8 protein-coding genes are annotated in these 12,591 nt (G+C 56.7%); 3 read left to right on the top strand and 5 right to left on the bottom strand.

Annotation, left to right across the window (positions count from 1 at the left end):
• Both D8V06_RS11860 and D8V06_RS11855 read right to left on the bottom strand, forming a co-directional pair.
• On the bottom strand, positions 1 to 326 hold a 326-nt coding region (locus tag D8V06_RS11860; protein WP_277751295.1), incomplete at its 3' end, for a carboxyl transferase domain-containing protein.
• A gap of 12 nt (positions 327 to 338) precedes the next feature.
• Positions 339 to 1,502 (bottom strand): isovaleryl-CoA dehydrogenase, encoded by a 1,164-nt coding sequence (locus D8V06_RS11855; protein WP_046815544.1) that lies wholly within the window; start codon positions 1,500 to 1,502, stop codon positions 339 to 341.
• Positions 1,503 to 1,832: 330 nt separating this feature from the next.
• Here D8V06_RS11855 and D8V06_RS11850 point away from each other — a divergent pair, with 330 nt between their 5' ends.
• Together D8V06_RS11850 and D8V06_RS11845 are read left to right on the top strand one after the other, a co-directional pair.
• Positions 1,833 to 3,524 carry an AMP-binding protein gene (locus tag D8V06_RS11850; protein ID WP_130931012.1) on the top strand — a complete coding sequence of 564 codons (1,692 nt, stop codon included), beginning with the start codon at positions 1,833 to 1,835 and terminating at the stop codon, positions 3,522 to 3,524.
• 231 nt (positions 3,525 to 3,755) lie between these two features.
• Positions 3,756 to 8,930, top strand: a complete 5,175-nt coding sequence (locus D8V06_RS11845; RefSeq protein ID WP_130931011.1) for a DUF6543 domain-containing protein — start codon at positions 3,756 to 3,758, stop codon at positions 8,928 to 8,930.
• Positions 8,931 to 9,568: 638 nt separating this feature from the next.
• Here D8V06_RS11845 and D8V06_RS11835 read toward each other — a convergent pair.
• From D8V06_RS11835 to D8V06_RS11820, 3 genes are all read right to left on the bottom strand, one after another.
• Positions 9,569 to 10,468: a hydroxymethylglutaryl-CoA lyase gene (locus tag D8V06_RS11835; RefSeq protein WP_056854646.1), complete on the bottom strand. Its 900-nt coding sequence runs from the start codon at positions 10,466 to 10,468 to the stop codon at positions 9,569 to 9,571.
• Positions 10,469 to 10,616: 148 nt separating this feature from the next.
• Complete coding sequence (locus D8V06_RS11825; protein WP_007980992.1) at positions 10,617 to 11,018, bottom strand: MerR family DNA-binding transcriptional regulator; 402 nt, start codon at positions 11,016 to 11,018, stop codon at positions 10,617 to 10,619.
• A 206-nt stretch (positions 11,019 to 11,224) separates the two neighbouring features.
• Positions 11,225 to 12,154 carry a LysR family transcriptional regulator gene (locus D8V06_RS11820; RefSeq protein ID WP_056854645.1) on the bottom strand — a complete coding sequence of 310 codons (930 nt, stop codon included), beginning with the start codon at positions 12,152 to 12,154 and terminating at the stop codon, positions 11,225 to 11,227.
• 165 nt (positions 12,155 to 12,319) lie between these two features.
• On the opposite strand from D8V06_RS11820, the gene D8V06_RS11815 reads away from it, so the two are divergent.
• A partial coding sequence (locus D8V06_RS11815) for an acyl-CoA dehydrogenase family protein (RefSeq protein WP_177434412.1) occupies positions 12,320 to 12,591 on the top strand: 272 nt, incomplete at its 3' end.

The raw sequence follows: 12,591 nt of genomic DNA, 5'->3' as shown, positions 1-12,591 counted from the left end.
TCGTTGGCGACGATCATGCATTCGACGCCCTCCACACGGCCGATCCCGGCAATCACGCCAGCGGCGGGAACGTCTTCGCCATACACCTCGTAAGCCGCCAGTTGGCTGATTTCAAGAAACGGCGAACCCGGATCGAGCAGGCGATTGATGCGCTCGCGAGGCAGCAGTTTGCCCCGCGAGGTGTGGCGTTCTTGCGCTTTCGGACCGCCACCTTGCGCGACTTGGGCGAGCAGGGTGTGCAGTGCGTCGACCTGTTTGAGCATCGCTGCGCTGTTGGTCGCGAACTCCGCTGAACGGGGGTTGAGCTGGGTATGCAGGATAGCCATGGACAGCTCCGTTTAGCGGGTTTCGTTGAACAGTTCGCGACCGATCAGCATGCGACGGATCTCACTGGTGCCCGCGCCGATTTCGTACAGCTTGGCGTCACGCAATAGACGACCGGCGGGGAATTCGTTGATGTAACCGTTGCCGCCGAGAATCTGGATCGCGTCGAGGGCCATTTGCGTAGCACGCTCGGCGCTGTAGAGGATCACGCCGGCGGCGTCCTTGCGCGTGGTTTCGCCGCGCTCGCAAGCTTGTGCTACCGCATAAAGGTAGGCGCGGCTGGCGTTGAGCTGGGTGTACATGTCGGCAACCTTGCCCTGGATCAGCTGGAACTCGCCGATGCTTTGACCGAACTGCTTGCGGTCATGGATGTACGGCACGATCAGGTCCATACACGCCTGCATGATCCCGGTCGGGCCACCCGAGAGCACCACGCGCTCGTAGTCGAGGCCGCTCATCAGCACCTTCACGCCGCCATTGAGTACGCCGAGGATGTTTTCTTGCGGCACTTCGACGTCATCGAAGAACAGCTCGCAAGTGTTCGAACCACGCATGCCGAGCTTGTCGAACTTGTTGCTGCGGCTGAAGCCTTTCCAGTCGCGCTCGACGATGAACGCGGTGATGCCGTGAGGGCCTTTTTCCAGGTCGGTCTTGGCGTAGATCACGTAGGTGTTGGCGTCCGGGCCGTTGGTGATCCAGGTCTTGCTGCCGTTGAGCACGTACTTGTCACCGCGTTTGTCGGCACGCAGTTTCATCGAGACCACATCGGAACCGGCGTTCGGCTCGCTCATGGCCAGGGCGCCGATATGCTCGCCACTGATCAGCTTCGGCAGGTATTTGGATTTCTGTTCGTGGTTACCGTTGCGGTTGATCTGGTTGACGCACAGGTTGGAGTGGGCGCCATAAGACAGGGCCACCGAAGCCGAGCCACGGCTGATTTCTTCCATGGCGACCACATGGGCCAGGTAACCCAGTCCCGCACCGCCGTACTCTTCCGGGACGGTAATGCCCAGCAGGCCCATGTCGCCGAATTTGCGCCACAGGTCCGCGGGGAACAGGTTGTCGATGTCGATCTGAGCGGCGCGCGGGGCGATCTCCTTGGCGACGAAGGACTGAACCTGATCGCGCAGCATGTCGATGGTTTCACCGAGGGCGAAGTTCAGGGATGGGTAGCTCATGGGTCACCTTTTGGCTTTTTTGTCGGTTGATGAGACTGTCATTTGGTTCTCACCTTTACGTTAACGTAAGCCTGTGACGAAAGGCTGTCAATCACCCTTTACGTTAACGTCAACTTGAGCGAGAGTAGAGGCAGTTCTGAAAAGACCGGCGTCGCTTTTCCGTGGCGAGGGAGCTTGCTCCCGCTCGGGCGCCAAGCGGTCGCAAATCGGCAGGCAAGGTGTGCCAGATAGCACCGGGTTGCAGATTTCACGACTGCTGCGCAGCCGAACGGGAGCAAGCTCCTTCGCCGCATGAGCCTCGCTCCTACAATAAAGACAATAGGGGTCGTCATGGATCAACCCAATGTAAGCCCGCAACGCAGTTACACTCGTGGTTCCCAGGACAAAGCCTTGCTGGCGATGACCATCGGCCAGGCGTTCGATGATACGGTCGCGCAGTACCCGGCCGGGGAGGCGCTGGTCGTGCGCCATCAACAGTTGCGCTACACCTGGCGACAACTGGCGGACGCCGCGGACCTGCACGCCAGGGCATTGCTGGCATTGGGGCTGAAGGCCGGTGACCGCCTCGGCATCTGGGCGCCGAACTGCGCACAATGGTGCATCACGCAGATCGCCACGGCGAAAATCGGCGTGATCCTGGTCAACATCAATCCTGCCTATCGCAGTTCCGAACTCGAATACGTATTAAAGCAATCAGGCTGCCAATGGCTGGTGTGTGCCGGCGCGTTCAAGACCTCCGACTACCACGCGATGTTGCAAGGTCTGGTGCCGGAACTGGCTGAACAATCCATCGGTAAGCTCAGCTGTGAAAAACTGCCGGAGCTGCGCGGCGTGATCAGTCTGGATGCTCAGCCGCCCAGCGGTTTCCTGCCGTGGTCGCAACTGGCTGATCTGGCGGGCAGTGTGTCGGCCGAGCAACTGCGCGAGCGCCAGGACAGCCTGCATTTCGATCAGGCGGTCAACATCCAGTACACCTCTGGCACGACGGGTTTTCCCAAGGGTGCGACTCTCAGTCACTACAACATTCTCAACAACGGTTACATGGTCGGCGAGAGCCTGGGCCTGAGCGCCGCGGATCGCCTGGTGATCCCGGTGCCGTTGTATCACTGCTTCGGCATGGTCATGGGCAATCTCGGCTGCATCACCCATGGCAGCACGATGATCTACCCCAACGATGCGTTTGATCCGCTGTTGACGCTGCGCACCGTCGCGGATGAAAAAGCCACGGCGCTTTACGGCGTGCCGACCATGTTCATCGCCATGCTCGATCAGCCGCAGCGTGCCGAGTTCGACCTGTCGAGCCTGCGAACCGGGATCATGGCCGGGGCGACGTGCCCGATCGAAGTCATGCGCCGGGTCATCAGTGACATGCACATGAACGAAGTGCAGATTGCCTACGGCATGACGGAAACCAGCCCGGTGTCGTTGCAGACCGGCCCTGCAGATGACCTGGAACTGCGCGTCACTACCGTCGGCCGCACTCAACCGCAGCTGGAAAGCAAGATTATCGACGAAGCAGGCAACCTGGTTCCGCGCGGCACCATTGGCGAGTTGTGCACCCGTGGCTACAGCGTGATGCTGGGCTATTGGAACAATCCGCAAGGCACCGCTGAAGCCATCGATCAGGCGGGCTGGATGCACACCGGCGATCTGGCGAGCATGAATGACGAAGGTTACGTGTGCATCGCCGGACGTAACAAGGACATGATAATCCGCGGCGGCGAGAACATTTATCCGCGAGAGCTGGAGGAATTTTTCTTCACTCATCCGGCTATCGCCGACGTGCAGGTCATCGGTATCCCTTGTTCCCGTTATGGCGAGGAGATAGTCGCCTGGGTCAAATTCCACCCCGGGCACAGCGCTACCGAAGAAGAGCTGAAAGACTGGTGCAAGACGCGCATCGCGCATTTCAAGACCCCGCGGTATTTCAAGTTTGTCGACGAATTCCCAATGACCGTGACCGGCAAAGTCCAGAAATTCCGCATGCGCGAAATCAGCATTGAGGAATTGGCCATTCCTTGAAACCGGGCGCATCAAATAGTGCTGGAAACGTCATCGGTGCCGTTTGCCGATGACGTTTCGGGTTTCAAGTCCGTGGTTTTCGAGAGGGTGGTAACTATATATATTTCACATTCGATTAATGGTTTTTGTTCGAGGTTGTTTCTTCGGGTGCTTGCAGTTTTTTAGTCTTTTTTAGCGCCGTGAAGGCGCGTAGTTTTTCTGCCTGGGTATTTTATTCAAGGCGGAAATACGATGACACAAACATTGGCTGACGTGGGCAATTGGCAAGAAAAGCCCGAAGTAATTGGCGACAAGAGCATTCATATAGACTTTATAGAAAACAGTCTGCCGGAGTGGTTGGTGCGCAGCCCTCTGCACAGAATCGGCGCTCTGAAACACGCCCGATTGGAGATTCCGCAATGGTACAAGTCTGCATCAACGGACCAGCATCAGGCAGTGGCCAGCGCTCTGAAAGAAAGCTGGGATTCACAAAACGCTATCGATGAAATCGTCACCAGCCAAGAGAGTGTCTATGCATTCGGTAAACGATTACTCCAAGCCAGGTTGAAATCCAGATACGGTATTGAAGAAGACGTCGAACAGACGTTTGTACGTCTTTATTGGCGCAAAGGACACATCGTCCACGGCTTCAAGATTCGTACAGTTTCCTTGTTGGATGCGGCACTGCATAACTTCGCAAGTTCCGAAGTTTTTCATTCTGATTCGATGTTCATCACTTCTCCCGACGCCCGTGGTCATTTTGATGTAAAGGGCGCGACGCTTGGGGCGATGGGGATTGCGCAGTTTGTGGAACTTTGCCGAAATCTGGATATTGGCGCCAGGCACAGTCGATATCTCAGAAGTTTGTTACTTCCTCTGGATGGCTTGGGTGAGCGAATACTTCAACGGAAAATCATCAAAAGTCAAAAAGCCGCAATGAGCACTGCGGCGCACCTCGCGTTGATGAAACGGGACATTGATGAGAGTGCCCACGCGGTGGTCATGGGCATCATCAACGAACAGCGCAATGTGTATTGGGCTGGCAAGAGAATAAGCACTTACAACCTGGAAATGCTCGGCGTAGTGCTGAGCCAGATTGTCGTCATTAGCGCCACAGATCGTTCCTCAAACCATCTTGATCCTGTCATTGCCTACGTTCCCCATGATCCCGAACATCCACTGAAAATGTACCCATCGGGAGCAGACTTTACCGGCGAGTTGATTCGCCAGTTTCGCGACAAACCTGCACCTGGACGGCAAGGCACTGCGCTCAGCGTGACCTCCGCCATACAGCAACCTGCCCGGGCTGAAAGTTATCAACATTTCTTCACTCAATTTGTTCCGCACAAGCAGCGAGGACATTTTCTCGCACTGCTCAATTATCGCCTGCGCGGGATTAAATGGCATGAAGTGCAACCGGGTGAGGGGCAGCCTGCCTGGCGCGAAGAGGACATCGCTCAGCCTAATCTGGAATATAAATTTCACCCGTTCGAGGCCGACACCGAAAATCGCTTTGATGGCAATGTCTGGCCATACCTCTATCGGATGTCGATCAACCGGGTTCTCAACGACGCCCGCGAAATTGCGATATCCACGGCCTACGCTGACCGGATGGCACGCTGGGACTGGTGGGACAACCTGGAAAAGTTAGCTTCCCAGGCGCTCAATGTGGCGCTGCTGGTGGTAACGCCGTTTGTGCCGTTTCTAGGCGAGTTGATGATGGCGTATACCGCCTATCAACTGACCAGCGACATCATCGAAGGCGTCATGGACCTGGCGCTGGGACTGGGCACCGAGGCCGCCGAACATTTGGTCGGGGTGGTGGAAAGTGTCGTTCAACTGGGGATGTTTGCCGCGGGAGCAGAGATCGGGAAATTGATCCTCCCCAAGCTTTCGCCTGTCATCGAACAGGCCATTGTTGTCGAGTCGCCGAAAGGTAAAAAGTTGTGGTATCCAGATCTGGATCCCTATACCCAGCGCAACCTGGCGCTGCCGGAAAATTCCACACCGGACGAATTGGGGATGCATCGTCACCAAAACAAGAAAATCCTGCCCCTCGATGGCAAGCATTTTGAACTCAAGGATGAGCCCCAGACAGGACACTACCGATTGCAGCACCCTGATCGAGCCGAGGCTTATCAACCGGTCGTCAGGCATAACGCAAACGGTGCACTGGTCATCGAGGGCGAAAAGCCCAGGTCCTGGGATGAGCAAACCCTGATGCGGCGACTCGGGCCAACGGTTGCGCCATTCAGCGACAGCGAGCTAGCGGACATTCGTGCCATCAGCGGCACCGATGAAGGTGAATTGCGCAGGATCTACACCCGGAATGAGCCCGCGCCGCCTCTGCTGGAAGACACCATCAAACGCTACAAGGTGCTGGAAGACATCGATCTGACCAAAGCTCGGATTCGCGCGGGGCAACCCATGGATCCTTCGTCTAACTGGTTTGCACAGTTGGTGACCGATTTTGACGGATGGCCGAGTGACAGAGCGTTGGAGGTCTTTCAACAATCCGACCTGAACGGACCCTCGCACAAATACGGAAAAGCCGATGCCAATGCGGACAATACCCTCAGGATCAGCCTGGCCGATGTCATGAATGGACAGTTGCCGGAACGCGTGGTGAATTTTCTCCAAGAGGGCGAACTGAGGGCGCTGCTGGGAGGGGAGTTCTCCCGGGACCAACAGGTGCAACAACTGCGCAATCAACTGGCTGATCACGTTGAGGGGAGGCGAGGCAGTGTGTTCAATAATATCTATCGTTTTCGCGAGCGACCTGGCAATACGAATTCCCGGCTTGTGCAACGTGAGTTTCCGAACCTTCCGCGCAGCGTCGTCGAGCAAGTGCTGGCGCGTGCCGACGCGACCGAGCAAGCGGTGATGGCCAACGAAGGCCGGATGCCGTTGCGGCTGAAGAACCTCGCTCGCGAACTCGAATTTGAAGCCCGTGCCGTCCGTGCTTACGAAGGCTTTTATCAGGATGCGTTGTTCACGCCAGAAACCGAAAAGCTGAACCTCAGGGCGCTCGCCGTCTACAGCGATGCATTGGCTGATTTGCGAATCGAAATTCACTCCGGCACCTGGGATGGACCTTTGCGCAACAGCGTGGGGGCTGAAAAGGCTTCCACACTCAAGCATTTGGTGCGCGACGAGAACGGCCTTTACGAAGTCTGTGATGCGCAAGGTCGCAAGCTGCGGGACGCCACTGATTTTTTTGAGGCGATTTTATATGCGCTGCCGGCACAAGAAAGGGCTCAGTTGGGCTTGCGTCCGGGCCAGGGGCCGCGGCTCAAACAATGGCTGATGGAAAAGTTGCTGCCGCCCACTGAGCGTCGAATCGCTCTGGCTGAACCCCCTGTGCGCATCACGCCAGACCTGGAGGACGCCAGCTTACTCAAGGGACCGGTCTACAGCAAAATCAGTAAATGGCATCAGGACCGGGTCAGGGAGCAACGACTGCGGGCGCTGTATCCGGGTCATAGCCCTGAGGAATTGAACGCGGTCGTGCAGGCCTTGAGCACCGATACGTCAATCACCCTGGAAATGCTCGAACAGGAGAAGCTGCAGTTGGCAAGCCAATTGAACGGGTGGGAAAGATCATTCCGGGACAGCGGTTTCTGGCCTGAAACGCGTCGCCGGTTTTGCGCCGAACTGCTCAAGGCCTGGGAGTCGCCGTCCAGAGTGTTCAGGGACGAAACCGGTTATCGGCGATTCGGTGTCAGGCTGCAGGTGCCGAATGTTGAGATGGATTTACTGTTGCTGGAGTTTCCGCAGTTGACGGCTAACTTCCGTAAGGTGACCAGCCTGAATCTGTCGGGTCGCAATTTCAATCAGGCTCACAACGCTTTTCTGGAGTTGTTTCCCAAACTCGAGGCGCTCGGTTTGGCGGGCAATGAACTCGAACGGGTGCCCGATGCCGTCGCAAAACTGCGTAACCTGCAACATCTGGATCTTTCCTCAAACCAAATTGCACTGTCTGCGCAAGACGTGGCTCAGCTCAGAGAATTGCGGCGTTTACGGGAGTTGCGCCTCAACGGCAACCCGCAGTTGACGGCTGTGCCGGACATCAGCCAGATGCCGGATCTGCGAGAACTCGACCTCAGTGGCACCAGTGTACAAGACTGGCCGGTCGGCCTCTTTGCCAGTCCCCGTGATCAGTCATTCCGGTTGGAATTGAACAACACCGCGATCAAACACATACCCGAAGTTGCACCGGGCTCCGCCAAAGCAGAAACCATTGCTCGCACCAGGCTCGATCGTAAAAAGCTCGAGTTCGATGATCAGGCGCGTTTTGCAGACTACAGGGAATCAGTCGGGCTGGACCCTGAACGCACTTACGAGCCCAAGGGGGACAGCAGTTTCTGGCTGGAGGAGGTCGACGTCGCCGAACAGCCAGAACTCCAGGAACTCTGGGATAGCGTTGAACGTGAGCATGGCTCCCAAGGTTTTTTCGAGGTGATCAAGCAGCTGGAGGAATCCGAGCATTTCGAGACGATCGAAGACCAAGAGGCTTATGAGGACAATCGGGACGACCTTACTCGTCGCGTCTGGCGCATGCTCGAAGCCGTTTCCTATGATGATGTGTTACGCGATCGATTGTTCAAGAACGCGAGCTTTCCAGGGCTGTGTGCGGATGGGGGCGCGGGAATCTTCAATGATATGGGGATCGAGGTGCTGGCGTCGGAGCACAATCGATACTTCCTGCCCGAGCAACGGGAGCTCAAGCAGGCGGTGTTGGCCAAAGGCGCAGCGCGTCGTAAACATCTCGACGAAGTCATCAAGGGCGATATTGCCCACCGCATCAAGCCGGTTGCAGAAGGCGGGTTGGGGCAGCACTTCAGAGGGCAGATGGTCGATGGCGTGCCTGAAAGACGAGGTTTGCTTGAGGTAGAAATCTATCTCGCCTATCACACCCGGCTCGCAGACGCTCTGGATTTGCCCTGGTTATCCGAGCACATGACATACCGCCGACAGGCGTTGGTCACCCAAGCCCAGATTGCTGCTGCCCAAGAGACGGTGCTGGCCATGGGGGAGGGTGACGGCCTGGTCAACAAGATGTTGCTTGAACCCTACTGGGAAAACTGTTTGAAGGAACAGTACAGCACTCAATTACAGGCTTACAGTGAACGTTATGACCAACAGTACGAATCGCTTGATGATTTGCTGTCGGCTCATGACGATTGGATAAACGCACAGCATCAGGCGCCTGAAAGCAACGCGCAACTCAAGAGCCGTCTGGAGACGCTGGCCCTGGAACTGAGTGATCTTGGTGTTACCCAAGCCGAGATATTGAGCACTGAGCCCATCTCGCAAACGCGCTCCAACGAACTTCTCAACAAGCTGGGTTACCAACGCGACGAACTGCTGCGCCAGTTGACACGCGACGCATTAACGCGCGCCAAAGGGGTCAGGAATCGCGACTAGGCAATAAAGATTCAAGTGATGGATTGTTCAAAGTGAGCCCGGGCGTGTTTTGCCGGTGCTTCAGACAAGGTTGCATTGTGCTGAAAAGCACAAAGGGGAGCCGAAGCTCCCCTTTAATTTCGTTGCGCGTGCTCTTTTTTTATTATTGAGGGGCGGTCTGTTTTTGTTTTTGGCAACCGTTGCCCTTTACCGCTGTTTTTGGCGATCCCCATCCGGGATCAAGAGCAAACGTATTTTTTTGAGCGCTGATCTACTTTCTCGCCAAGCGATCCAACCAGTTCGGGAGCTACCTGAAGGTAGTTTTATTTTTCTCTGCCCGGTTGCGGGTTACTCCGAAAAGCACCCTGAAAAGCACATCTTCTCCAAAAAAATCTGTTAGCTGCGTCTCTGCCGTGTTGTTTTTGTTATGTCAGAGTCGTTACGTCTTGTTTTTATTAGGGTTGCCGCAATTTTTTTATTCTTGTTATGCGATAGAGATAGCAGGAGCCGTGCCAACTTTTGAAAACCCTTTAAAATCAATAGTTTGAGTTTTATGTAAGGTTTTTCGCTTCAGGCTGATCCCTACATTTTGTTTCCGTGTTACTCGAATGTGCCCACGCTTCAGCTGTTGCGGTAACACCCGGACACATTCCCCCCACTCATTGTGCGCTGCGAGCTTTGGCCACTCGCGAACCTGTAGGGCGCCCAAGCACAGAGCAAATCTGCTGGCCGGCCAGGATCAACGCGTCCAGGTCAATTCCGGTTTCGATACCCAAGCCATTGAGCAGGTACACCACATCCTCGGTAGCGACGTTACCGCTGGCGCCCTTGGCATACGGGCAGCCACCGAGACCGGCGATGGAGCTGTCGAACACCGAGATGCCTTCCAGCAGGCTGGCGTATATGTTGGCCATGGCCTGGCCGTAAGTGTCGTGGAAATGCCCGGCCAGTCTGTCCCTTGGCACATCGGCCGACACCACTTCGAACATTCGGCGAGTCGCGCCAGCGGTGCCGGTGCCGATGGTGTCGCCCAGCGATACTTCATAGCAGCCCATGGCGTAGAGCTCGCGGGCTACCAAAGCGACCTGCTCGGGCGCCACGTGGCCTTCATAGGGGCAGCCCAGCACGCAGGACACGTATCCGCGCACGGTCACGCCGTGTTGCCTGGCCGCCTCCATGATCGGCACGAAACGCTCCAGGCTTTCGCTGATCGAGCAATTTATGTTGCGTTGGGAAAACGCTTCGGAGGCTGCCGCGAACACCGCGACTTCCTTCACTCCGCTGGCCATGGCGTCTTCAAAACCGCGCAGGTTGGGCGCGAGGGCGCCGTAGGTAACGCCGGGCTTGCGCTGGATCCGGGCGAAAACCTCAGCGGAACCGGCCATCTGTGGCACCCACTTGGGTGAAACGAAACTGCCGACTTCTATATAGCCCAGGCCTGCAGCCGTGAGGGCGTCGACCAGTTGCACCTTGTCGGCGACGCTGATGGGTTGGGCTTCGTTTTGCAGACCGTCGCGGGGGCCGACTTCGACCAGGCGTACGTTGGAGGGAAGGGACATGGGGATTCGACCTGTTGTATTTGTTTTGAGGCTACAACGATCCTGTGGGAGCGGGCTTGCCCGCGATGACGGAAGATCAGTCAGCATCAATGTTTAATGTCATGCCCTTATCGCGGGCAAGCCCGCTCCCACAGGGAATTGTGGCGGGTTATTGAATCGATTCCTGGCTTTTGAGGGTTTGCTCCAACGCCTGCACGCAGCGTTCTTCGGCGGTATCAAGCTCCAGCTTCATCTGTTCGATGTCCAGTAATTGCTGCTCCAGCTGTTCCCGACGCTCGCTGATTTTCGCCAGCATGCTGTGCAATTGCTTGGTGTTACCGCTGGACGGGTCGTAGAGCTCGATCAGTTCGCGGCATTCGGCCAGCGAGAAACCGATACGCTTGCCCCGCAGGATCAGTTTCAGGCTGACCTTGTCACGGGGCGAATAAATGCGTTCCTGGCCACGGCGCTCGGGACTGAGCAGGCCTTGCTCTTCATAAAAGCGAATGGCGCGGGTGGTGATATCGAGCTCACGGGCGAGATCGGAAATGCTGTAGGTCTGGCTGCTCATGGAGGCGCTCGCAAAAGGTCATGGCGCTAAGCTAATGGCAGGTTGACGTTTACGTCAAGGGGCAGGTTTTTTCACTGTCCTTGCTGGCCCCATCGCGAGCAGGCTCGCTCCTACAGGGGGATCTGTGTTGAGCACGAGAATTGTGTTCAATGAAAATCGAATGTAGGAGCGAGCCTGCTCGCGATGAGGCACCTAGGTATCAAGCCCTACACTTTTTCAAGCTTTTTCTCCTGCGCCGTCACCTGCTGGCACAACTCGATCATCTGCTCGCGCATCCAGCGGTTGGCCGGGTCCTGGTCGGTGCTTTCGTGCCAATAGAGGTGGGTTTCCACTGGCGGTACACCGTTGACCGGCAAGTTGAAGGCCTGCAGATCGTTACGTCGGGCGAAGCGTTCCGGCACCGTCATGACCATGTCGGTCTGCTGCATCACCTGTGATGCCATCAGGTAATGTTGCGAGCGCAGGGCGATTTTGCGCTGGATGCCCATTTTGCCGAGGGCCAGGTCGACATAGCCCAGGCCGCTGCGACGGCTGGAGATATGGATATGGGTCAGGCCCAGATACTCATCGAGCGTCAGTTTTTCCTTGCCAGCCAGTGGGTGGCCCTTGCGCATGGCGCAGACGTAGTGATCTTCCATCAACTTGACGTGGCGTACCTGGGGGTCGGTGTTCAGTGGAGCGTCCACCGCGAAATCAAGACGACCGGCCGCCAGTTCCTTGGTGGTTTCCCGGCGTTTGGACAGGAAGCTTTCGATGATCACCGTTGGTGCCAGGCGACGCAGGCGCTGGAACAGCGGTGGCAGGATCACCGCTTCGGTGAGGTCGGTCATGCTGATGCGGTAGGTCTTGTTCGCCTGTTGCGGGTTGAAAATGCGGCTTTCCTGTACGGAGATGCGCAGCAGCGACAGGGCGTTGCGCACCGGCCCGATGATGTTCTGCGCCATCGGCGTGGGCACCATGCCCTGGGCGGTGCGCACGAACAGCGGGTCATTGAAGGTCTCGCGCAACCGCGCCAGTGCGTTCGACACCGCCGGTTGGGTAATGCCGACGATCTGCCCGGCACGGGTCAGGTTGGCTTCGGTGTAGATCGCGTCGAAGACGATGAAAAGGTTGAGGTCGACCTTGCTCAGATTCATTACGCGGCTCTCTTATTGTGTTGGCGGACTGACCGTGAAGATCAGCCGATCATATATCGGTGATGAATGTTTATACACGCCGAGAATAGGCTAGGTAAATTATCAACGCTGTTCTAGCATCGATACATGACTTAAAACAACCTCCCCCAAGAAGGTATCTCGCTCATGGATTTCGCTTATTCGCCCAAGGTTCAGGAACTGCGTGAGCGCGTAACAGCGTTCATGGACACCTACGTCTATCCCGCCGAAGCCGTGTTCGAGCGCCAGGTCGCCGAAGGCGATCGCTGGCAGCCGACGGCGATCATGGAAGAACTCAAACTCAAGGCCAAGGCTGAAGGCCTGTGGAATCTGTTTCTGCCTGAGTCCGAGCTCGGTGCCGGCCTGACCAACCTCGAATACGCGCCATTGGCGGAGATCATGGGCCGCTCGCTGCTGGG

The organism is Pseudomonas sp. Sample_24 (genome assembly GCF_004307605.1).
GTDB lineage: Bacteria > Pseudomonadota > Gammaproteobacteria > Pseudomonadales > Pseudomonadaceae > Aquipseudomonas.
Note: the sequence above shows the minus strand (reverse complement) of the source record. Positions and strands in the feature narration are given on the sequence as shown.